This window comes from Kitasatospora cystarginea (genome assembly GCF_039533515.1).
GTDB lineage: Bacteria > Actinomycetota > Actinomycetes > Streptomycetales > Streptomycetaceae > Kitasatospora > Kitasatospora cystarginea.
In genome coordinates, this window is record NZ_BAAATR010000026.1 from 25,149 (window position 1) to 47,045 (window position 21,897).

General features: G+C 71.4%; 20 protein-coding genes. 9 read left to right on the forward strand and 11 right to left on the reverse strand.

Annotated features, from left to right (window positions below; genetic code table 11):
- Positions 1-89: 89 nt before the first annotated feature.
- Entirely contained in the window at positions 90-626 is a 537-nt protein-coding gene (locus ABD369_RS25525) for an HIT family protein (protein ID WP_344638879.1), read from the reverse strand.
- A gap of 365 nt (positions 627-991) precedes the next feature.
- On the opposite strand from ABD369_RS25525, the gene ABD369_RS25530 reads away from it, so the two are divergent.
- Positions 992-1,216, forward strand: coding sequence for a hypothetical protein (locus ABD369_RS25530; protein ID WP_344638880.1), 225 nt, complete (start codon positions 992-994; stop codon positions 1,214-1,216).
- Positions 1,217-1,338: 122 nt separating this feature from the next.
- On the opposite strand, the gene ABD369_RS25535 is transcribed toward ABD369_RS25530, so the two are convergent.
- Entirely contained in the window at positions 1,339-3,522 is a 2,184-nt protein-coding gene (locus tag ABD369_RS25535) for a SpoIIE family protein phosphatase (protein WP_344638881.1), read from the reverse strand.
- 113 nt (positions 3,523-3,635) lie between these two features.
- Positions 3,636-6,290 (reverse strand): amino acid permease, encoded by a 2,655-nt coding sequence (locus ABD369_RS25540; protein ID WP_344638882.1) that lies wholly within the window; start codon positions 6,288-6,290, stop codon positions 3,636-3,638.
- A gap of 345 nt (positions 6,291-6,635) precedes the next feature.
- Here ABD369_RS25540 and ABD369_RS25545 point away from each other — a divergent pair, with 345 nt between their 5' ends.
- Positions 6,636-8,255: an AMP-binding protein gene (locus tag ABD369_RS25545; protein WP_344638883.1), complete on the forward strand. Its 1,620-nt coding sequence runs from the start codon at positions 6,636-6,638 to the stop codon at positions 8,253-8,255.
- On the opposite strand, the gene ABD369_RS25550 is transcribed toward ABD369_RS25545, so the two are convergent.
- Positions 8,216-9,550 carry a hypothetical protein gene (locus tag ABD369_RS25550; protein ID WP_344638884.1) on the reverse strand — a complete coding sequence of 445 codons (1,335 nt, stop codon included), beginning with the start codon at positions 9,548-9,550 and terminating at the stop codon, positions 8,216-8,218. The genes ABD369_RS25545 and ABD369_RS25550 overlap by 40 nt on opposite strands.
- Positions 9,551-9,691: 141 nt before the next feature.
- Positions 9,692-10,597 (reverse strand): class A beta-lactamase, encoded by a 906-nt coding sequence (bla, locus tag ABD369_RS25555; protein ID WP_344638885.1) that lies wholly within the window; start codon positions 10,595-10,597, stop codon positions 9,692-9,694.
- Positions 10,598-10,680: 83 nt separating this feature from the next.
- Here bla and ABD369_RS25560 point away from each other — a divergent pair, with 83 nt between their 5' ends.
- From ABD369_RS25560 to ABD369_RS25580, 5 genes are all read left to right on the forward strand, one after another.
- Positions 10,681-11,568, forward strand: coding sequence for a LysR family transcriptional regulator (locus tag ABD369_RS25560; protein WP_344638886.1), 888 nt, complete (start codon positions 10,681-10,683; stop codon positions 11,566-11,568).
- Positions 11,565-12,467 (forward strand): serine hydrolase, encoded by a 903-nt coding sequence (locus ABD369_RS25565; protein WP_344638887.1) that lies wholly within the window; start codon positions 11,565-11,567, stop codon positions 12,465-12,467. Before ABD369_RS25560 ends, ABD369_RS25565 begins: the two co-directional genes overlap by 4 nt.
- A gap of 91 nt (positions 12,468-12,558) precedes the next feature.
- Entirely contained in the window at positions 12,559-13,038 is a 480-nt protein-coding gene (locus ABD369_RS25570; RefSeq protein ID WP_344638888.1) for a hypothetical protein, read from the forward strand.
- Positions 13,039-13,154: 116 nt separating this feature from the next.
- A complete protein-coding gene (locus ABD369_RS25575; RefSeq protein ID WP_344638889.1) occupies positions 13,155-13,829 on the forward strand; it encodes a class I SAM-dependent methyltransferase in 675 nt (224 codons plus the stop codon).
- A gap of 221 nt (positions 13,830-14,050) precedes the next feature.
- Entirely contained in the window at positions 14,051-14,179 is a 129-nt protein-coding gene (locus ABD369_RS25580) for a hypothetical protein (protein ID WP_344638890.1), read from the forward strand.
- A gap of 39 nt (positions 14,180-14,218) precedes the next feature.
- Here the strand turns inward: ABD369_RS25580 and ABD369_RS25585 are convergent, their stop codons facing one another.
- Entirely contained in the window at positions 14,219-14,758 is a 540-nt protein-coding gene (locus ABD369_RS25585; protein WP_344638891.1) for an LppU/SCO3897 family protein, read from the reverse strand.
- Positions 14,759-15,459: 701 nt separating this feature from the next.
- Between ABD369_RS25585 and ABD369_RS25590 the strand changes: the two genes are divergently transcribed.
- Both ABD369_RS25590 and ABD369_RS25595 read left to right on the forward strand, forming a co-directional pair.
- Entirely contained in the window at positions 15,460-16,260 is an 801-nt protein-coding gene (locus ABD369_RS25590; RefSeq protein ID WP_344638892.1) for a hypothetical protein, read from the forward strand.
- 388 nt (positions 16,261-16,648) lie between these two features.
- Positions 16,649-17,302 (forward strand): GNAT family N-acetyltransferase, encoded by a 654-nt coding sequence (locus ABD369_RS25595; protein ID WP_344638893.1) that lies wholly within the window; start codon positions 16,649-16,651, stop codon positions 17,300-17,302.
- 155 nt (positions 17,303-17,457) lie between these two features.
- Here ABD369_RS25595 and ABD369_RS25600 read toward each other — a convergent pair whose 3' ends face one another.
- From ABD369_RS25600 to ABD369_RS25620, 5 genes are all read right to left on the reverse strand, one after another.
- Entirely contained in the window at positions 17,458-17,691 is a 234-nt protein-coding gene (locus tag ABD369_RS25600; protein WP_344638894.1) for an MOSC domain-containing protein, read from the reverse strand.
- Between the two features lie 279 nt (positions 17,692-17,970).
- Positions 17,971-18,309: a DoxX family protein gene (locus ABD369_RS25605; RefSeq protein WP_344638895.1), complete on the reverse strand. Its 339-nt coding sequence runs from the start codon at positions 18,307-18,309 to the stop codon at positions 17,971-17,973.
- Positions 18,310-18,893: 584 nt separating this feature from the next.
- Positions 18,894-19,421 (reverse strand): hypothetical protein, encoded by a 528-nt coding sequence (locus tag ABD369_RS25610; RefSeq protein ID WP_344638896.1) that lies wholly within the window; start codon positions 19,419-19,421, stop codon positions 18,894-18,896.
- Positions 19,418-20,833: a DUF58 domain-containing protein gene (locus ABD369_RS25615; RefSeq protein ID WP_344638897.1), complete on the reverse strand. Its 1,416-nt coding sequence runs from the start codon at positions 20,831-20,833 to the stop codon at positions 19,418-19,420. Before ABD369_RS25615 ends, ABD369_RS25610 begins: the two co-directional genes overlap by 4 nt.
- A 38-nt stretch (positions 20,834-20,871) precedes the next feature.
- On the reverse strand, positions 20,872-21,888 hold the full coding sequence (locus ABD369_RS25620; protein WP_344638898.1) for an AAA family ATPase: 1,017 nt from the start codon (positions 21,886-21,888) through the stop codon (positions 20,872-20,874).
- Between the last annotated feature and the right edge of the window lie 9 nt (positions 21,889-21,897).

Here is a 21,897-nt window from a genome sequence, read left to right on the forward strand (position 1 = left end):
GGCCCGCCGATGCAGTGCGACCGGAATTCCCATCTGGGCCGTCCGTCTCATGGAAGGCCCGCAGTCGGAGCTTGGCTGCTACATGGCTGTCACCAAGATCGGTAGTCTCGCGGCGGTCTCGGTGTCTGCCCTGGCATCGGCTCAGCCCGCGCCACCTGGGTCAGAAGATCCAGCTCGGCTCCGATCGCCTCCCGTAGCCCATCGTGCTGCCGGCCGAGCGTGAACTCCTCACCGTGCCAGTTCTGCCGCGGGTACAGCCATACCGGCCTACCCACAACGTCCGAAGGCTCCCACTCGTACCGCGGCCACACGTGGGCGTGGAGGAAGGGGTCGGTGTTGCCGAGGATCTCCAGGTTCACCCGGCGGAATGCCGGATCCAGCCGTGTGCAGGCGCGTTCGACGGCTTCGCCGAGCCGTTCCATGTCGCCCAGGAACGCCATCCGCTTCGGCCGGGGCAGGTCTGACAGCCGCTGCGCACCGGGCGTGTCGGTCAGCAGGACCGAGTAACCGGGCAGGAACTGAACGTCTCCGATCACGGCGAACCCGGCGTCGAGGCGCCGGAGCACGGTGGGGTTCTCCCCTCGTAGCGCGCTGCCGATCCTGTCTGCTTGCCAGTCGCCAGTCATGGATCGGACTGTACAACGCGGACTCACACGACGGCGGAACCCGGCCGGAGCGGGGAGCACGGTGCGGTCTTCGGTGCGGTTCTCATGCATGTGCTCGGCCTTCCGTCGGCCGCGGCAAACCGCATCGGGTGTTTCAAGTGGGCGTCCAGCCCGTGTCCGGCGAAGACCTCGCTGGCCGTCCTCTCACCGACACCTGCCGCTTGCACAGCGCATCGCTGCACCGCACCGTCGGCGCCCCGCCCAGCACGGCCCCTTGGTCGCCTCGACACCGTTAACGGGGAACACTCCCCGGTACGGGTGCCATCGTCGGGCAAACAACCGGGGACCGTTCCACGATTCGCGGGTACCGCCGGGTGCTGGCGGTCGTGCCGATCCCCCACGCGGTCGGCCCGCATCCGAGCGCGCAGCAGCAGGCCGCGGAACTGTCCGGCGACGGGGCGCAGGTCATCCTGCTCTCCCCGGACCGTGCCGCTCGTCGCGCGATGGGCCGCAACCCGGCCGACGACACACGCCGCCCGGCCGCCGCCCGCGCGGGCCACGCCCAGGCCACCGCGCTGGCCGCCTCGGTGGCCGAGTTGTGGCACGGCTGACATCCGGGGCGCCCGGGCCGTGGAGCGCGATGGGTGCCCCGGCATCCGCCGGGGCACCCATCGGCACTCTCCCGGCAGCCCGTCCTTTCGCGAACGCTCCCGCCCCGCAAGCGGTTCCACGGTCAGCAGGCGGTGAGGACCAGCACGGCCTGGTCGTCGTGCGTGGCGTCACCGGCGAAAGCGGCGACCGCGGCCGAGACCGACTCGAGGAGCCTCCCGGCGGTGGGGGACGAGGTCCTGAGTCCGCCGAGGGCATCGGCCAGGCGTTCCTCCCCGAAGAGCTCGCCGCTGCGGGAACGGGCCTCGGTGATGCCGTCGGTGACCAGGATCAGGCTGTCACCCGAGTACAGCTCGACGCTGCAGGAAGACGGGTCGCAGTCGGGGCCCACGCCCAGGAGCAGGCCCGGCTGGGTGAGTTCCTCGACCGTACCGTCGGCTCGGCGCACGAGTGGGGGCACGTGGCCGGCCCGGATCAGGTCCAGCGCCAGGTGGGACGAGGTGTGTCGCAGTTCGCCGTAGACGAGTGAGACGAAGCAGTCGTCGCCGACCGCGTGATCCGTCAGAGCGTCGTTGATGGCGGCGACCACCGCCGCCGGGTCGTTGAGGAGGCGGGCGGCGGTGCGTGCGCTGTGACGGACCATGCCGGTGGTGGTGGCGGCCAGGGCGCCGCGTCCGCACACGTCGCCGATCATGAGCGCCCAGCGGTCGTCGGGAAGCGGGAAGACGTCGTAGAAGTCGCCGCCGACGTCGAGTCCTTCGCCGGCGGGGTGGTAGGAGGCCGCGAGCACGGCGCCGGGGATCTCGGGCAGTTCGGGAGGCAGCAGGCCGGCCTGCAGGTCGCGGGCGAGTCGGACGCGGTCGGTGAACTGGCGGGCGTTGTCGGCGCTGGAAGCGGCCCGGCGGGCGAGCTCCTCCGCCAGGGCGACGGTGTGGTCGTCCAGCGGCTGCTCGGTGGCCACGAGGGTCAGTGCACCGAAGATGCGGCCGTGGGTGGCCAGCGGCACGCACACGTAGCCGGTGATGCCGAGCCGCGCAGGCAGGCCGCCCGGACGGGAGCCGGCCCGGCCGGTCTCGGTGGCGCCACGGGCCAGCACGCGGGAGACCGCGTCGTCGATCTCGACCCGCAGTTCGGGGCGGTCGAGCAGGTCCTCCTCGGCTCGGCTGGCGGCGGCGACGGCGATCCGCCGGATCTGGCCGTGCTCGACCACGTGAACGGCGCACAGCGGTGCCAAGGCCGGCACGGTCAACCGGGACAGTCGCTCCAGGCAGTCGGAGTAGTGCGGCTCGCACGCGATCGCGGTACTGGCCTCCAGGACGAAGGCCAGATCCTCACGGGCCGCCTTCTCCCGCGCCTGGGCGGCACGGCTCGTCTCCACCGCGTGATGGCGCTCGATCGCCAGGGCGGCGATGCGCGCGAAGGCCGCGCTGAGCGCCAGATCCTTGTCCTCGGGCGTCCTTGGGGTGCGGTGGTAGATCGCGAAGGTGCCCAGCAGCCGTCCGTCCAGGCCGTGGATCGGCGTCGACCAGCACGCTGCGACCCCGGCTCGCTCCGCCAGATCCTGGTAACCCTCCCAACGGGGATCGGTGGCGATGTCGCTGGCGATCACGGGTACCTGCAGGTAGGCGGCCGTACCGCAGGAGCCCGTGCCGTCACGGATGGCGATCCCGTCGACCGCTTCGTTGTAGAAGTCGGGCAGGCGCGGGGCGGCACCGTGACGCAGGTGACGGCCGTCGGAATCGACGAGCAGCACCGAGACGATCATGTCCGGGGACAGCTCCTCGATCGCCCGCGCCATGCCGCCCAGGATCTCGCCCAACGGGGCGTCACGGGCTATCTGCTCCAGCAGGACGCGCTGCTCGGCAGCCAGCAGCTGCGCGTGGTGGTGCGCGGTGGTCTCCACCGCGATCACCACCAGCCCGTCGACCCGGCCGACCGCATCCCGGCGGGGCTCACAGGTGACGTCGAAGAACTCCTCCCGGCTGGCCACCGGTCCGCCGAGCACGAGTCGCCCGCCCCGGTTCCGGTACGCGGTGCCGGTGCGGTACACCTCGTCGAGCCGCTCGAGGAAGCCCTGCTGGGCCAGTTCCGGAACCAACTCCCCGACCGGCCGGCCGATGGCCGGCCGGCCCCCCGTGAAGGCGTCGAAGAAAGCCGGGTTCGCCGCCTGCAGCACATGCCTCGGGCCGCTCAGCGCGGCGAAGATCACCGGAGCCTGTCCGAACAGGTCCGTGTACACCTCGCTGTGCGAGTGCAGGAGTGCGGGGTGTGTGGTGGTCGGACCGAGACGATCAGACTGTATTGACATGACAGGGCCACCTCCCTGCTTCCCCCACCTGCGCCGGTGCGCTTTACCCCACTTTGTCACACCGCCGCCCGGCGGTGCCGGGCAGCAGTGGGCCCGGCTCGCCCGGGCCGGCCTCACTCCATGCTCGGCAGGGGCTGGTCGGCCCAGATGGTCTTGCCGGTGGCGGTGTAGCGGGTGCCCCAGCGCCGGGTGAGCTGGGCGATGATGAACAGGCCCCGGCCGCCCTCGTCGTCCGTGGCGGCGTTGCGCAGGTGGGGCGAGGTGTGGCCGGTGTCGGAGACCTCGCAGACGAGGCTGCGGTCACGGATCAGCCGAACGTGGATCGGCCCGGCGGAGGCGTAGCGGATGGCGTTGGTGACCAGCTCGCTGACGATCAACTCGGTTGTGAACGACAGTTCCTCGAGCCCCCACTCGTACAGCTGCCCGCTCGCGGCGGCCCGGGCAGTCGCCACCGTGGCGGGGTCGGAGTCCAGCTCCCACACCGCCACCTGGTGCCGGCCGAGCATCCGGGTACGGACCAGGAGCAGGGCCGCGTCGTCGTCCACCGGCCCGGGCAGCAGTGCCGCCACGGTACGGTCGCAGAGCTCCTCCAGGGGGCGCCGGTACCGGGTGAGGACTCCGGCGAGCAGGCGGAGCCCCGTGTCGGTGTCGTGGTCCCGGGCCTGGACGAGACCGTCGGTGAACAGGGCGAGCAGGCTCCCGGCTGGCAGTTGGAACTCCGCGCTCTGGAAGGGCGCCCCGCCCAGGCCCAGGGCCGGCCCCGCCGGAAGGCCCGGATAGCTGACGTCGCCGCTGGCCGGGTCGACGACGGCGGGCGGCGAGTGGCCCGCGCGCGCCATGCTGCACCACCCGGACACCGGGTCGTACACCGCGTACAGGCAGGTGACCCCGAGAGCCTCGTCGCCGCCGGTCCCCGGTCTGCCCCCGCCGTGGCCATGCGCCCGCTCCTCGGCGCTCTGCTCCTCGGCGGTCTGCCCGACCACGTCGTCCAGGTGAGCGAGCAGTTCGTCCGGGGCGAGGTCGAGCCGGGCCAGGACGTGCACGCTCGTGCGCAGGCGGCCCATGGTGGCGGCGGCGCGCAGGCCGTGGCCGAGCACGTCCCCGACCACCAGGCCGACCCGGGTGCTCGACAGCGGGATGACGTCGAACCAGTCGCCGCCCACCCCGGCGCGGCTGTCGGCGGGCACGTAGCGGCTGGCCGTCTCGACCCCGGTCAGCGGCGGCAGGCGGTGGGGCAGCAGGCCGCGTTGCAGCCTGAGGGCGGCGGTGTGCTCCCGCGTGATGACCAGCATCAGGACGACACCGACCACCAGGGCGCCGAGGCCCACGACGGTCACTCCGCCGATCCGTCCGATGAACGGCAGGTCGAAGGAGGTCGCGCCGTAGTTCGGGTCGGCGTAGACGTCGAAGGCTGCGTAGCAGAACAGGCTGAACATCATGAGCCCGCCCAGCCCCGGGAGCAGGCCCTTGAACAGCAGGTCACGGGGGCTGCGGGTGAGCAGCCTGCGGTAGTACCAGACGCAGGCGAATCCGGTGAGGCCGTAGTAGAAGGCGATCGCGAGGCCGACCGAGTCGATGGAGTCGGCCAGCACGTCCCGGCTGATCACGGTCAGCATGACCAGGAAGGCGACGGAGACCAGGCCCATGCCGACGGTCGACCAGGTCGGGGTGAGGAACCTGCGGTGCACCCGGGCGAAGCCCGAGGGGACGGCCTTGTGGGCGGCCATCGAGAAGACGGTCCGGGCCAGCGGCAGGATCGTGGTCTGGGTGGAGGCGACCGCAGAGGTCAGCACCATGAAGATGAGCAGCTCGGTGAAGAACCAGCCGGGGCCCCGGGTGCCGAAGACGGCGCCGCCCAGGCCGGAGAGCACGTCCCCGGAGTTGGCCTTGTTGCCCAGGCCGGCGCCCTCGGTGCCGATTCCGGCGAACGCCTGGGCCGAGGTGGCCACCAGGGCGTAGATGCCCAGCAGCAGCACGGTGGAGACGACGGCCGCCCGTCCGGGGGTGTGCCTGCTGTCGGAGGTCTCCTCGTTGACCGCGACGGCGGTGTCCCAGCCCCAGTAGACGAAGACGGCAGCGAGGATGCCCGTGGTCAGCGCCTTGACCGACGACACGTGCAGCGGGTTGAACCAGGAGGCGGAGACGTGGATCGCCGTTGGCGGGCCGTCGGCGTAGACCCTGACCAGGGCGGTGACCGCGAACAGGATCAGCACCGCCATCTCGACGCACACCATCCAGCGCTGGAGGGCCGCGGACACCTCGATGCCGGCGTAGCAGACCGCGGTCATCACGGCGATCCAGACGACCCCCGCGACAGTGGTCCACAGCCGGCTCTCGGCGAGCGAGGCGAACCCCAGCAGCCGGAAGCCGTAGATGCCGGCGATCTTCGAGAGGTTCGCCATGACGATGACGTCGGCGACGATGATGCCCCAGCCGCCCATCCAGCCGATGCGCGGGCCGAAGGCGCGGGAGGCCCAGGTGAAGGTGGTCCCGCAGTCGGCGTCGCTCGCGTTGAGTTCCCGGTAGGCGTACGCGATCAGCAGCATCGGGACGAAGGCGAGCATCGTGATGATCGGGGCCTGGAGACCGACCCCTGCCACGATCAGGCCGAGCGTTGCCGCCAGACTGTACGCCGGAGCGGTGGAGGCCAAACCCATGGCGACCGAGGAGAACAGTCCCAGCGCGCCGGTCTTGAGCCCCTTCTCACCCGCGCGGGGGCCGGGCGCGAGCGACGCGGCGGACTCGACCGGACCACCGAAGAGCTTCACATCCGAATCCAACTCCGCATCTCGCCGGGAGAGCTCGCGCGACCGAGAGAGCTCATGATCCTTATTGTCCCCGGGGCCGATCAGGCCCGCCACAGCAGCCGACTCTCGCCGGGAGCGGCGGAGTTTCGCCGAAGTCGGCCTGCGGAGCCTCACGCTCCTCCCCGGCGTCGGCCGACGAGGGGCTGGCCGGCCGGAGTCCTTCCGCCGGAGGTGAACATCGCCACGGAAGATCACCTGTGGGATGAATAGTAGGACTGTGTGTGACCTTCCGGTCGCGCACCGTCCGCATCTCGCGGAGGCGCCGACCCTACTGCGGCCGGCGGCTCGACAGATCAAGGAGCCCCGATGGTCAACCGTTCAGCGCTCACGGGCAGGACAGGCGAAGTTCCGGAGCGCAGCTATGCCGCATGGCTCGTGGAGGAGGTCTTCCCGGGTTTCGGGGAGCGGCAGGCTGTGGTGTGCCGGGATGTGCGGCTGTCCTACGCCGAGTTGGCCGGGACGATCCGGCGCCTGGCGGCGGTGTTCCGGTCGCTGGGTCTGGGGGCGGGGACGACGGTGGCGTTGGCCAGCGGGAACCGGGCGGAGGCGGTGTGCGTGCCGTTCGCGGCGCATCTGGTGGGGGCACGGTTCCTGTCGATGCCGGCGGACCGGGGGCCGGCAGAGTACGCCAGCATCGCGGCGAACGTGCCGGCCGACGTTCTGTTCCTGGACGACCGGATCTCGCAGCCGTGCGCCGAGGCGGTGACGGCGGCCTTCGCCGGTGCTCGCGTGGGGTCGCTGGGGCCGGGCGGGCCGGGGTTCGACGCGATGACCGCGGCCCGACAGGCGGATCCGGACGACCGTGAGGGCTGGGCGGGCGCCGAGCAGGTGGAGACGGTGCTGTGCTCGGGCGGAACGACCGGGCTTACGAAGTGCGTGCTGCACCGGCACCGGATGTACGAGACGATCCTTGCCCATCCGTTCCTGCCCGAGCCGGTGAACCTGCTGGTGACCAGCCAGATCTGCCACGTCGGCGGCCTGTACGCGCTGACCAGCCTGGCCCAGGGCAGCACGATCACCCTCCTGGACCGCTTCACCCCCGAGGCCGTCATCGAAGCGCTGGCCGGCGGCGGGATCACCGCGATGATGACGATGCCGCCGATGCTGTACCGGCTGCTCGACCACCCGGACCTGGCCGGCGTCGACTGCTCGAAGCTGCGCCGGATCATGTACGGTGCCAGCCCGATCACCGCCGACCGGGCCCAGCAGGCCGTCGAGCGGTTCGGGCCGGTGCTGTGGCAGCTCTACGCCCAGACCGAGGCGTTCGGCATCGCCGCACTCACCTCACCGGACCATGTGCTCGACGACGGCAGGCTGCTGCGCGCGGCCGGGAAGCCGTTCCCCGACACGGAGGTCTCCGTCCGCGACGAGCAGGGCCTGTCAGTGACGCCGGGAGAGTCCGGCGAGATCTGCGCGCGCGGCCCCCGGATCATGGCGGGCTACGTCAACCAGCCGGAACTCACCGCGGCGGCCTTCCACCCCGGCGGCTGGCTGCGCACCGGCGACATCGGGTACCAGGACGAGGAGGGCTACGTCTTCCTCCTCGACCGCCGCAACGACGTGATCATCACCGGGGAGGCCGGTTCCACGATCTACTCACCGCTGGTGGAGAACGCTCTGGGCGCCCACCCCGCGGTGCGGGCCGCCGCCGTGATCCCCGTTCCGCACCATCTGTACGGGCAGGCCGCGCACGCCGTCGTCGTCACCGCCCCCGGTGCCCGGGTCGAGCCCGAAGAGCTCGGCAAGTACGTGCTGGCCGAACTGGAGCGGCCCGTCTACGTGCCGGCCAGCTTCGAGTTCGTCGACGCGCTGCCGCTCACCCCCATCGGCAAGGTCGACAAGAAGGCCCTGCGTGCCCCGTACTGGACCGGGCAGGACGGCTTCCTTCACGGCACCACGGCCGCCGAGGCGGACGCCGTCGGCTGACCGGGGCAGGGGTGGCTGAACGCGACGGTCGCGCGGGTGGCGGTGCTGGTGCTGTAGCCGATGACGCCGCCGCCCGCAGCGGGTTGGGCGCGCACCGCGTTGCCGCCGTAACCGTCCGGCGTGACGAACAGGCCCCAGACCGCGATCCACTCCTGATCTCCACCGGTCACGGGGTCCACCACCGCCTCCAGGCGGGGTACGACCCTGCGCTGGACCACGAACCCCTGACCGGCATGCCGGCGCAGGGCAGCGCGCCAGTCCCGTTCGGGACGGTTCCATCCCGTGACGACCCCCGCGCCCGCAAGGCCCCGGCAGGGTTTGAGGATCAGCTCCTCTTGCTCCGCCATGCACTGGTCGACCAGCTCGCTGGTCAGCATCCTGGTCCAGGGCAGGATCCGGTCGCGCACCTGGCGCTCCTGCGGGGACAGCAGGGCGTCGCACCGTGGATCCGAGATCAATGCGAGGGCGCCCTTGTTGGTGAACAGGGTGCTGTCCAACCCCGTCCACAGCACCGCGCCGCCGGCCTCATGGGCGCGCATGACGGCTTCGATGTGCTCCTCGAACCCGATGGTGTCGTCGACCGCGAAGAACCGCAGCACCACGTCCACCCGGGCCCGGCCGACGAACAGCCTCCCACCGTTCTCCCTCACCTCGCCCAGCTCGCCCAGGACCACGTCCAGGCCCTGTCCCTCCAGGACGGCGACGGTGGGCGCCAGCGGCTGCCGGTAAGGGGCCAGCATCCCGGGGGCGAACACCAACGCCACCACGGGCGACGGGCGCGGCGCCACCGCGCACAGCGTGGCCGCGACCCGCTCCGCGGTGCGCACATGGCCCAGCCCGTACTGCTCCGCGAAGTCGGCGAAGGCATCCACGGCCCGCAGAGCGTGCGGCAGTTCGCCCAGCTCGAAGCCTCCCACGCCCCCGCCGACGTTGAACTCCAGCAGTGCGAATCCCCGCTCGGTCCGGTAGAGATCGGCCCGTCCGAATCGGGCCGTCGGCCCGCCCGGCGTGTAGCGCCGCAGTAGGGGAACAAGACGGGGGTCGCCCCCCAGCGCCGACCAGTAGCGCCCGAGGTCACCGTCGAACAGGCGGTCGGGCAGCGAGGCCATGGTGCCGAACAGGGAGAGCAGGTCGTCCGCCGCCGCCCGCAAGGCCGGCTCCGCCACGAACAGCGGCCGGGCCAGCAACCGCGCGTCGCACAGCGAGACCGGCAGGTCCGCCCCCGTCACCGCGTCGCACAGCCCGCTCCCGCCCTCGCGGCACAGCTCCAGGTAGCGCGCGGTCACGTCATCCATCGACCACCACTCCCCCCATGCTCGGATCTCCCTCGATGGTCGAGTTCGAACCTCGCAGCCTATCCGGGAGTTCCAGCGGGAGCCGGCGGTCGGCGAGATGGTCGGCCTCGTGGCGGACGGCGGACGACCGATCAGCCGTGATCAGCGGAGGGTGCTCAGGGCTGCCTTCGTGGCCCGCGCGATCAGGGCGTCGTCGGAAGTGGCGTCGGCCCTGCCGCGGTCGGACAGGACGGCGATGACGACGGGGCTGCCGCCGCCGTCCGGCCAGGCGACCGCGATGTCGTTGCGGGTGCCGTACCCGCCGTTCCCGGTCTTGTCCCCGACCTTCCAACCCGCTGGCACGCCCGCGCGGATGTAGGGGGCACCGGTCGTGTTGCCCAGCAGCCAGTCCGTGAGCAGCTGCCGCCGGGCGTCGGGAAGGATGTCGCCGAGGACGAAGCGGCGCAGGTCGGCGGCGAGCACGCGGGGCGTGCTGGTGTCCCGGGGGTCGCCCGGGGTTGCCTCGTTGAGGGTCGGCTCGGTGCGGTTGACGTCGGTGGTCGTGTCGCCGAGGCCGCGCAGTTCCTGTTGCAGCGCGTCGGGGCCGCCGAGTCGGTCCATGACCAGGTTGGCCGCCGTGTTGTCGCTGTACTGCAGGGAGGCGGCGGCCAGTTCGCGCAGTCGCATCCCCGTGTCAACGTGCTTCGAGGTGATCGGCGCCCACTTCTGCAGGTCCTCGGAGCGGTAGGCCACCACCTGGTCCAGGTCCGCGTCGGAGCTGTGGCGCAGCAGGGCGCCGACGGCCAGGGCCTTGGAGGTGGAGGCGAAGGCGAACCGCTCGTCCGCGCGATAGGTCACCTCCCGGCCGGAGCCGGTGTCCAGCACGTAGACCCCCAGCCGGGCACCGAAGCGCTGCTCGAGCTGCTTGAAGGATTCGGCCGCCGGGGTCGTGGCAGCGGTGCGGGATGGCGCGGGAGTGTGGCTGTCGTTCGGGGCGCATCCGGTCAGGAGGGCGGCCGCGAGCAGGGCTACGGCGAGCCGGGCGCCACCGGTCTTCATGAAAGGCATGGCCGACAGCCTGCCGCCCCACGTCTCATGCAATCAAAGACGGATCTGTGACCTTCCATGCGTTTTCGGCATACGATGCCGAGGTGGACTTGGTCGGAGCGTGTCGGGTGTTCGTGCGCGTCGGCGAGCGGGGGAGCTTCACCCTGGGCGCCGAGGCGGCCGGAGTGCCGCAGCCGGTCGCGAGCCGACGGATCGCCGCTCTTGAGAGGCACCTGGGTGGCCTCCTGTTCGACCGCTCCGGCCGCCGCGCCGTGCTGACCCCGTTCGGGCGGGACCTGCTGCCGTCCGCGAAGCGGCTGGTGGAACTCGCGGACGCGCTGGAGTGCGACGCCGAGCAGGCCAGACTCAGACCGATGGCCTTCGCGGTCCCCGAGACCTGTCCGATCCGGCAGTTGGCCGTGCTGGACGCGGCCGCCCGCGAACTGGGCATGGTCCTCGGCCTGCGTGCCGCCGGCCCTGCCCCGCGGATGGAACTGCTCAACGCCCACGAGGTACGTCTGGCGCTGGTCGCGGTTCCTCCGCACGAGGCCACCTGGGCCGTACCACTCGGGGTGGCCACCGCGGTCAGGACCGATCCGCGGCCGCTGCGCATCGAGACGCTCCGCCACCGGCAACCGCGGCGCCCGTTCCAGCGGATCTGGATCCAGCCGGAGGACGACCTGCCCCACGTCCGGGACCGGCTGGAGCAACTCGGCCACCGCGCCGCCCTCCTGCCCGCGCAGATCTCGGTCGCGGCCTCGCTCACCGCGGCGGTGTCGGAGACCATGCGTACTGGCGCCCTGCTGCTCTGCTCGTCCGCTCAGGCGGACGAACTGGGGCTGTACTGGCGGGCGTTGGCGGGTACGCCGGTCGCTCGCGGCTACGAGCTGCGCGCCGGCAGCGGCGACGACGTACGGCGTGTGAGCAAGGAGCTGTGGGAGCCGATCGCGCGCTGCCTCGGGGTACCGGTCGACGGACGGGAGCATCCATGAACGCACAGCGGGCCGTCCGGGAGCTGCGCTCCATGCTCGAGGACGCCGGGCTGTCCGGATCGTTCCTGGTCCGGGACCTGGCCACCGGTGACGAGCTCGGCATCGACCCGGACGTCGAGCTGCCGATCGCGTCGCTGGTCAAGGTGCCGCTCGCAACAGCCGTGCTGGAGCGTATCCAGGACGGGCGGATCGACGGGGCCGCCGTGATCGACGTGCCGCCGGGGCGCATCACCTCGGCAGGTCCGGTGGGACTCAGCAGGTTCCGCCACCCCGCCCGGATCGCCGTCGAGGACCTGCTCTATCTCAGCACCGCGCTCAGCGACAACACCGCGGCGGACGTCCTGTTCGGCCTCGTGCCACCCGCTGAGGTCAACCACACCCTGGCGAACGCCGGTATCACCGGGATCACCGTCCGCCACCTGATGCGCGAACTCACCCGGACCCCGGCGGAACGGTTCGAGGCGCGCGAGGTGCAGTTCGCCCAGTCCTTGGCAATCGGCTCCCGCACCGCGCGGCGCGGGCACCCGGTCTCCCAACTGGACGTCAGCCGCGCGAACTCCGGGACCGCCCGAGCCTGCGTCGACCTCCTCCAGGCCCTGTGGGTTCCCACCCGGATCCCTGCCGCCGTCGCCACGCACGTACGTTCACTGATGAGCGAGAACATCATCCGGCACCGGCTCGCGCCCGACTTCCGCTCGGACGCCTCACGCTGGTCGTCCAAGACCGGCACGCTGCTCAATCTGCGCCACGAGATCGGGGTGGTCGAGCACGAGGACGGCTCGCGCTACGCCGTCGCGGCCCTGACGGAGTCCACCGTGCCCGCGGCCGCGCAGCCGACGGCGGAAGCCGTGATGGCGCATGTGGCCCGGTCCCTCCACGATCAGCTGCGGGCGTGGTGAGCGAGGGGGACGCGCCGGCGTCCAAGCTGCCGGCAGCTCCGTCAGCTCGGTATGGCGTTCAACTGCATCGGAGTTCAACTACATTGAAGTGATGATCCTTTTACTGATCATCTTGGCCGGCGGGATCGTCGCCGTCGGGCTCATCTGCCTCGGCTGCGCCACCCTGACCCGACGACGTACCGGGCACTCCAGCGTGGGCAGAACCTCTCACGGCCTGGCCACCCTCGCGGGAGCGGCCGCTGCCGCCGTGTACGTGTGGGGCGCTCTCCACGTCGTCGGTCCGCTCATGGAGGCCGAGGGCGGCGGCGCGGACTCCAGCCCGGCTCCGGCATGCGTCAGAGCCGGAGGGGTCGACCAGGCGGCCCATGTCGACGGATATCGCATCGAGTACCTGCCCATCCGCCTCGTCTGCCACCTCGACAAGGGCGGCGGCAGCTTCACCGCCGACAGCGCTCCCGGTTACGTCGCCCCGGCAGTGCTCGGGCTGGGGCTTACGGCGGTCGCCCTCCCCATCCTCACCGCCTTCGCAGCGGAGTACCGCTCCAGACGGAAGGCGCCGGCCAGGGTGTGACCTCGAAGGGCTGATTCGCCGCCGGACAGCGGCCTCGTTCCGGGCCTCCGGGCGCACCGCACCTGGGAGCCGGCTCTCACCGGGGTCCTGTCGGTGCTCCCGTCTACATTGGCCGCGTGACAGAGCTCTCCTACCTCGCCGCGATCCGGGAGTCGTACGACACCGTCGCCGCCGACTACGTCGCACGCGTCAAGTCCCCCACCGAGCTGGATCCGCTGTCGCGCGCGATGCTGGCCGCGTTCGCGGAACTCGTACAGGCCGCCGACCGAGGGCCAGTCGCGGACTTGGGCTGCGGTCCCGGCAAGGTGACGGCCCACCTGGCTGGACTGGGGGTGCCGGCGTTCGGTATCGACGTCTCACCGAAAATGATCGAACTGGCCCAAGCGGCCTACCCGGCCCTGCGGTTCACTGTGGGATCGATGACCGCGCTGGAGATCGGCACCGAAGAGCTCGGTGGCGTCCTGGCCTACTACTCCACCCACCACACGCCGCCGGAGTTGCTGCCGGTCGTGTTCGCCGAGTTCCACCGCACCCTGGCACCCGGCGGACATCTTCTGCTCGTCGGCTATGTGGGAAGCGGTGAGCATCTGCGGCTGACGCAGGCCTACGGCAACCACCCCGTGTCCTTCGAGTCGTACCTGCTGCCGACAGACCGGATCGCCGAACTGCTGGGCCACGCCGGGCTCGTCGTCACTGCGCGACTGGTGCAGGAGCCCGGCGAGGGGATGAAGCGGACGATAGCCAGCTTCTTGGCGCACAAACCGGAGTCCCCCGAGCCTGAGAGTCGATGAGCGGTCCCGTGGGAGCTGATGGACGCGGCGGGCGGCGTCCGGCCTTGCGGCAGGTGGTGGGGCACGCTACAGCCCGGAACCGATTGATACCGACCACACGCCGCTGGCGACACCGGCCGGACCTGGGCAACAGCCGGCAAGACGCTCAGGCACTCACCACAGGTGACGGGCCCGCTACGGATGGGCCATCAACCTGAGCGACCCGACAGGTTCCGGAACAGGTGCCGGCGCCCGCCACCTCGATCGCAGCGGACACCGGCCTCTCGCCGACCACGGACCACCACCAGGCAGGGGAGCAGCCGCCGGCAGGACTGCCGGTCTCCTCGGTGGCCGGGCCCGGCGCCGTCTGAGCCACCGCCGCTTCTGCGGGCGGTCGGCCGAGGCTACGCCTAACGGCGGACCTTGGTGAAGCACATCGTGTAGTCGGTGCCCCGGTTGTACGTGACCTGGATGCCGTAGTCGAAATCGTTCCCGCAGTGCTTGTCCGGGCCGTACAGCTTGCGGGCCATCTTGTACTCGGCGTCGGCGGCGTTGCAGTCGACGACGGTCGGCAGCGGCTTGCCGTCCGGATCCTGGATCTTGACGCAGTCTCCGATGCTCGGGTCGTGCGTCCTGGCCTCCTCCGCCTGCGCGGAGCGGGAAGCCTCCGCCTTGGCCTTGCCGCCGTTGGGATCAGTGTTGTATTTCCACACGTACCAGGCGCCGCCGCCGAAGACCGCCAGGACGATGCCGATGGAGAGCATTACGTGCAGCGGGCTCTTCCGCTGCGGGCCCTGCGGCCCGCCTGGCGCCTGCTGACCGTTGTACGGCGGCTGCGGCGACGGCGCGTGTCCGTACGGCTGTTGCGGATACGGCTGGTGCGGATATGGCTGCTGCGGGTAGGGATTCTGCGGGTACGGCTGCTGCGGGTAGGGTGGTGGCGCGGACATGACTGTGACCCCCATGACTGACGGATTGCGTGATCAACAGATGTTGATCATCCGAAGATTAGCCAACCCGGCGACCCTTCGCCGGTCCAGAGACCACACTGCGGTCCATCCCCCTACAATTCCTGCACTTTGGCTGGCCTTTACCAGCACATGCACCGGATTGCCGCCCGTCCTGAACTGCCAGACACGCCCTCGAACCGCGGCCGGTCGTGCGCACGCTTCTCAGCGGCACGGTTGGGATGTGGTCAGCTGCTGGCGCCGGTGGTGCGCCGGACGTGGTCGGGCCAGGAGTGGCAGTTCATCTCGTTGGTCTCGACGATGGATGAGTCGGTTTTCACCTACCGTCGAGACCGGGCTGTCAGACCTACTCCGGCACCGGCTCATATCAGTCCCGCGGTGGTCGGTAGCCAGACTTCCGCGGGGCGCCAGGAAGCCACCTCCCCCGCGTGGATCAGCCCGTAGGCAAGAGAGGCGAGCCCGCTGATCGACAGCAGCAGCCCGGCCGGATCCAGCGGACTGAACGCGGCCTCCAGTTCGGCTTCGACATCGGCGGTCGGCCGTTGGTCACGGCGCCCTCCGGCAAGCAGCGCCCCGGCCGAGCCCGGTCTCAGTTCGACAAGTCAGCCCGCCCGCGCCGACTAGAACGATCAACGCACCATGCAGTCAGGCGACTCGTCGGACAGGCCCTAGGATGTCGCATCATGACGGAGACACGGGGAACAGGACCGGCCTGGACCGGTGAGCCGCTGGTGACCGCGACGACGCAGCCCGACTGGGCGGCCCTGGCGGAGCGTCATGAGCAGGAGGTCCGACGGCGCAAGCAGATCCGTGTGGTGGCGGCCGGCGTCGCGGCCACCGCGGCCATCGGCGGCATCATCGCCACCGTGGTTCAGATCTCCGGTTCCGAAGGCAACGCCGCACACCCCGCCGCCAGCGGAGTCAACCGGGTTGACGGCGCCCACAGCCCCTCGGTCGATGCCAATGCCAGCACGCCCGCCGCTCCGACTGAAGGAGCCTCACCCTCGGCCCAGGCGTCGGCCTCGGTCAGCGCCTCCGGCACTCCGAGCACCGCGGCCTCACGACCGGCCACTCCGACGGCGGCGGCCCCTGCGGCCCCGACGGCCCCGAGCCCGAGCGACAGCCCTGGCTCCAAGGGCCGGCCGACTCCACCGCCGGCAGCCGCCAACCCGTACAACGCCGGTCAGGTGTGCGGCAGCGGCTACAAGGTCGTCGACTCCCACGGTCTTGGTGGGGCGAGCGTGTATCTGCTCTTCAACGACGCCACCGGGAACAACTGCGTCGTCACGATCCCCGACCACCCGGGCGGCGCGGTCCCGATGAACGCGACCCTCGCCGTCCAGGGCGGAGCCTCGGCAGGCAACCCGGGCAGCTTCACCTACTACGCGGGCCCGGTCACCGAGCACGCCCCGAAGAACTGCGTCCGATGGGGCGGTTCGTACCAGGGCAACAACTGGAGCAGCGGCTGGAGCCACTGCGGCTGACCCGGCTGCGAGCCTCCCCTTCCGACTCCCGGCATCGGCAGCCGCGTTGACTCCACGACCCGTCACCTGAGCGCCCGAAGAAGACGCGCGTGCTGCGCCGCCACGAGGGTGGAGGCATGGTCGACGCCTGATCCCGCCGCCCTCCGGCGGCGTGCGCGCCGCTTCCCCAGCGAGCACCGTTTCACCGAGGTCGGCGCGAGCGGCGTCCGCCCCGGCAACCACAGATCGCTGCCTCCGGGATCAGCGTGCGTACCGCTGAACGGTTCACCTGGATGCCGGCTTATCCAGTCAGTCAACCTACCGACGAAAGCGCCACCGGCTCTCGCCATCCATCTCACTCGTAAGCTACGCTCAGGTCATTCACCTATTACAAGCTGAGGGGGCGGCAGTGCGCGACGTCACGGTCGGCGAGCTCGTACGGATGTGGATCGACGGCTGGATCGTCTCGCGGGGCGCGTCCGATCCGATCGACGAACCGTGGGGCTGGACCATCGACATGGGGCAGGCCGCGCATGTGTCGCGGCATGTGCTGCCCGAGCCCCGCGAGGCCGACGTACGCAAGATCGTGGCCGACACGAGTGCGCCGGGTACGTGGCTGAAGCTGTTCGCGACGGACGACACCGTACGCCCGTGGCTCGGACCCGGCTGGCGGTTCGACCAGCCCGGGTTCCTGATGACCGTGCCGCTCGCACCCGAGCGGCCCGAGGTGCCGGCCGGCTACACCCTGACCAAGTGGACTCGGGGCGGCGTCACCCGTGTGCTGGTCCGCACCACCGAGGGGCACTTCGCCGCCCGCGGCCAGGTCGCCCCGACCGGCCGCACCGCCGTCGTCGACCAGATCGAGGCCTCGCCGGGGCACCGGCGTCGAGGCCTCGGCAGTTTGGTGATGCGGACCTTGCAGGACACCGCCCACGCGGCCGGCGCTGCCACCGGCGTGCTGGTCGGCACCCCGGAGGGGCAGGCGCTCTACTCCACGCTGGGCTGGACCACCCACTCCCCCATGGCCAGCCTGTGGTTCGAGCCCTCCGAAACCGACTCCTGACGGACCGAGGCCCGACGGGGTCGACTCCCCGCCGCGGCCCGGCCGGCCCAACAGGCCCGGTACTGGCGGACTCTTCTGGTCGAGGGGCTGCCCGGCTGCGGGCGGGGCGGCCCTTTCGGCTGTGCGGCGTCCGGGGTGAGCCGCCAGTGCCGCCGTCATCCGAGCCTGACCGTGTCCCCGGGCTCGATCCGGCCCGGCCGCACCACCTGCGCGTATACCCCGGCGCACGGCAGCGCGGCCGTCCCCGGCATCGACTCGACCCGGTTCTCCCGGGCAACCATCCGCAACGCCTCGGGATCCGGCGGTAGTTCGCCGTGCGGCAGGGTCGGGACGGCACAGCGCGGGGTCAACGCGGTCCCCCGCAGCCGCAGTTCCGGTCCGACCAGCAACGTCGGGGCCGGTGACCGTCGACAGCTGCAGCTGGACGACGTGGACGGCACCGCAAGCGACGATGCCGGTGATGTCTGTCCGGTGCGCCGCCGAGTGGTCCGCGCTTTCGCGGTCCTGCTTGAAGGCGCCCAGGATTCCGGTGCCCGTGACATGTACCTCGATGTCTTCGGGCACGACGACGTACACGGTACTGATCCACGCGTTGACGCGGATGGTCGTCTCCGGACCGGCGAACCGGGCCTCACGGAGATCGATCCGCGCCGGCAGCGTCGGGCTTTTCACGCCAGGAGGAGCGACGCGGCGACGGGCGCGAGGTAGATGAGGGGGAAGGGGATGTGGGCGTAGGAGCGGGCGCGGATGATGGTGATGACGGCGCCCAGGAAGTAGAGGATCAGACCGAGGGCGGCAAGGTTGCCGATGACGGGGACGGCCAGTCCGATCAGTAGGCCCGCGGCCCCGGCGGCCTTGGCGGTACCGAGCCAGGGCCCCCAGGAGCGGGGGACGCCGTAGTCGGCGAGGGGCTTGACGACGAACTCGGCGCGGGTGAAGACGGCTCCGGCGGAGAAGCCGGCCATGACGGCGCCCAGAACGGTGACGACGACGTGTGCGGTGGACATGGTGGCAGGTGCTCCTCATCGGGCTCAGTTCGCCGCAACCGGTTCGGTACGGCCTCACTGGACTGACCCCGCCGCCCGCGCGAATGTGACAGGTCGGAGGGACGAATTTCCTGCTCGCCCGGAGCGCGGCGGAAGTCCGGTCAGACCTGCGAGGCGGATCGAGCCACCGCCTTGCCGAGGATCGGAACGAGGCTCAACGCCCTCGTCCGCGCCTTGGGGGGAACACCGCGCTGAGGATCGCCGCCACGGCGGCTCCGAAGAGCAAGCCGCCCCATGCCGGCGCCGCGGCCGTCCGGTGCGAGACCATGCCGCACGCGAAAAGCGCGAGACCTCCGCCCACGAGGAAGAACAGGCCGGCTCGAAGCGCGAACCACCATCTGGGGCGATCTGTACCAGAAGTCACGACGGGCATTATCACGCACATCCACAAGTCACCGAGGCCTCAGGGCCTCCGGATCCCGGCCGATGCCCCGTCCGCGGACAGGAACGCTTCGAGGTGCGGTTCCTCGACCGTGACGTCCACCGCGACGGCGAAGGTCGTCCTGGCCCTCGGAGGCCGTAACTCGCCTTCTCGCACCGCGACATCAGCCCTGATCCGAACGCCGGGACCAGAGCGCCAGTCCCACCGCGGCGGCCGAACAGGCCACCGCCAGCGCCGCGATGATCCGCCCCCACCCGCTGGGGGCCACGGACGCGTAGGACGCGAGCAGTACGAGGGCGCTTGCGGTATGGGCCGCGGCGGGCACCCAGCGGCTGCGCAGCTGTCGCAGCCCCGCCGGACCGGCGGCCGCGTCCACGCACATCAGGTAGCCGAGCAGCAGCGCGGTCACGCAGGCCGCTGCCCAGATCGGCGGCGTGGACAGGGCGGACAGCAGGACGCAGCCGACCGCGAGCGCCGTGTTCCGGTGCCGGACGAGCTGCGCGCGTCGGGTGAAAGTGACCGCGACGGGCCGCCGTACGGTCGCCGGGCTCGCCCACCAGGCCGCCAGCGCGGCACCGGCCGGTACCAGTACTGCGGCGAGCGGGCCTTCGGGCAGAGCGACGGGTGCGCTGGCTGCCACGGCCGTCCCGAGGCTGCGTGCGAGCCGGACCGCGGTCGGCTGGTCGGTCATCGGTTCCTTCCACGGATACGCGCGCGCTGCAGCGGTGCGAGCGCCAGGTCCAGACCTTCGCCGGGCCGCAGCCCGAGCACCGGGATTCCCCGGCTGCGCAGTGTGAACCGGACGGCCTCGCAGTTCGCGTGCCACAGCTGGAGGGCGAGGTCAGCGAGCGTGTCGTTCGGGTCGAGCTCGGGGTCGCCGGTCGGCACCTCGATGACCACCAATGGGTTGCCACGTTCCGTCAGGTCGTGCAGCACGTCCAGAATGCGCTGGTCGCCGAGCGGCGTCAGCACGTACACCAGGGCGTCGGCCGGGATCACCGGCCGGGGCAGGCGGGGGATGTCGGGGACGTGGTAGCCGAGGTCCCTGCGCACCTCCAGGACCGACTCCACGAGACGGTAGAACTGGGCTGCCCCGCTTCCCGGCTTCACCCAGTGGGTACTGCCGCCGACCGAGACCACGCCGACCCGGTCGTGGCTGCGCAGGTACGCGCGGGTGATCCCGGCGGCGGCGCGCAGCGTCTCGTCGAGGCTGGAGGTGCCGTCGGTCGGGTCGAGGAAGTCGCCGAACGCATCGATCAGGACGACGATGTCGGCGGTGCGCTCGGCCACGAACTGGTTGACCTGGACGGTGCCGCGCCTGCTGGTGGAGGGCCAGTGTATGCGCCGCTGACGTTCCCCCCAGACGTACGGACGCACCCCGGCCACCTCCACGCCCTCGCCGCTCTGCCCGGCGGTGTGCTCGCCGATCCGCTCGGGCAGCCGGACCTGAACGGGAGTGAGCGAGGACTGCGAGGGTGTCGGGAAGATCTGGACCTCGCCGAGGTCGACCCGGACGGTACGTCGGGTCAGCCCGCCGCGGTCATAAACATCCAGGTCCACCGCACCGAGTGACCAGCGGCCCCATCGACGGGCGGTGAGCCGGAGTTCGACCGTCGTACCGGTCGTCTCCAGGCTGCCGAGCTCGATGCCGGGCCCGGCGTAGACGCCCGGATCGACCCAGCCGACGACCCCGTCGAAGGAGAGCTCGATCCGGACGTCGATGGTGTCGTCCTCGAAGGCGCGGCGCCGTCCGATCTGGGCCCGGGCCTCGAACCGGGCCGGGCGGCTTCGGCCCGCCGCGGCCAGGATCAGGAGTACGGCCGGACCTGCGGCGAGGGCCAGCAGCCAGGACCTCCCGGTGAGCAGTGCGAGGGCTCCGGCGACCGCCGACACCGTGGCCAGCCGCAGCGCCCGCTCGCTCGCTCGCCAGTGAGGCGGGGGTTCGGCGGGCAGAGCGGCGGGAGTGGAGGCCGGTGCGGGGCCCAGGGCCCGGACCACGCTGCGCCGGTCCGCCTGGTCACTCGGCGTGCCCTGCAGGGACCGGTCTCTCGGCGTGCCGTGCAGGGACCGGTCGATCTGCCCGGTCCGATGGGTGGCCCGCACGGAAGTCCGCTGAGCCGAGCCGCCTGGCCGAGCGGGCCTCACCGGTGAACAGCCAGGCCGGGCACCGTGTTCGGGGCGGCGACCCTCTCGGTCAGTTCGGCGATCACGTCGTCGGCGGCGATCTGGCGCACCCACAGTTCAGGGCGCAGCGTGACGCGGTGGGCGAGCGCGGGGACCGCCAGGCTCTTGATGTCCTCCGGGATCAAGTAGTCGCGGCCGTCCAGCACGGCGCGGGCACGGGCGAGCTGGATCAGCGCCAGGCCGCCGCGCGGAGAGGCTCCGACCTGGATCTGCGGGTGCGAGCGGGTGGCGTCGATCAATGCCACCACGTAGGAGACCAGGTCGTCGTCCACCTCGACCTGCTCCAGCGCGGCCCGCATGGCCAGCACCTCGGCGGGATCGGCGAGCGTCCGCAGCACCGTCTCGGGAGTGGCGCGGTCCAGCCTCGCGCGCAGCATCGCGGCCTCCTCGGCCACGGGCAGGTAGCCCATCCGCACCCGCAGCAGGAACCGGTCCAGCTGGGCCTCGGGGAGGGAGTAGGTGCCCTCGTACTCGATGGGGTTCGCGGTGGCGATCACCACGAACGGGTCCGGCAACGGCCGGGTGACGCCGTCGACCGACACCTGGGACTCGGCCATCGCCTCCAGCAGAGCGGCCTGGGTCTTGGGCGGGGTGCGGTTGATCTCGTCGGCCAGCAGGAGGTGGGTGAAGAGCGGGCCGGGCCGGAAGACCATCTCGCCGCTGCGCTGGTCGTAGAAGGGTGCGCCGGACACGTCGGAGGGAAGGAGGTCCGGCGTGAACTGGATCCGCCGGAAGTCCAGGCCCAGCGCCGTGGCGAAGGAGCGGGCCAGCAGGGTCTTGCCGAGACCGGGCAGGTCCTCGATGAGGACGTGGCCGCCTGCCAACACGCCGGACATCACCAGTTCGAGCGTCTCGGCTTTGCCGACCACGGCGCGGCCGACCTCGTCGAGGATCCGTCGGGCACGCTCCCCCGCCTGGCGGGGAGTCAGGGCCGGGGTCGACGGCCCGGCGTCGGTCGGATGGGTGCTGCTCACTGCGCTCCT

Bases quoted from the DNA above. Each gene is read 5' to 3' on its own strand.
- ABD369_RS25525 (WP_344638879.1), bottom strand. From the start codon at position 626: ATGACTGGCGACTGGCAAGCAGACAGGATCGGCAGCGCGCTACGAGGG.
- ABD369_RS25535 (WP_344638881.1), bottom strand. From the start codon at position 3,522: ATGTCAATACAGTCTGATCGTCTCGGTCCGACCACCACACACCCCGCA.
- ABD369_RS25545 (WP_344638883.1), top strand. From the start codon at position 6,636: ATGGTCAACCGTTCAGCGCTCACGGGCAGGACAGGCGAAGTTCCGGAG.
- ABD369_RS25550 (WP_344638884.1), bottom strand. From the start codon at position 9,550: ATGGATGACGTGACCGCGCGCTACCTGGAGCTGTGCCGCGAGGGCGGG.
- bla (WP_344638885.1), bottom strand. From the start codon at position 10,597: ATGCCTTTCATGAAGACCGGTGGCGCCCGGCTCGCCGTAGCCCTGCTC.
- ABD369_RS25565 (WP_344638887.1), top strand. From the start codon at position 11,565: ATGAACGCACAGCGGGCCGTCCGGGAGCTGCGCTCCATGCTCGAGGAC.
- ABD369_RS25570 (WP_344638888.1), top strand. From the start codon at position 12,559: ATGATCCTTTTACTGATCATCTTGGCCGGCGGGATCGTCGCCGTCGGG.
- ABD369_RS25585 (WP_344638891.1), bottom strand. From the start codon at position 14,758: ATGTCCGCGCCACCACCCTACCCGCAGCAGCCGTACCCGCAGAATCCC.
- ABD369_RS25590 (WP_344638892.1), top strand. From the start codon at position 15,460: ATGACGGAGACACGGGGAACAGGACCGGCCTGGACCGGTGAGCCGCTG.
- ABD369_RS25605 (WP_344638895.1), bottom strand. From the start codon at position 18,309: ATGTCCACCGCACACGTCGTCGTCACCGTTCTGGGCGCCGTCATGGCC.
- ABD369_RS25610 (WP_344638896.1), bottom strand. From the start codon at position 19,421: ATGACCGACCAGCCGACCGCGGTCCGGCTCGCACGCAGCCTCGGGACG.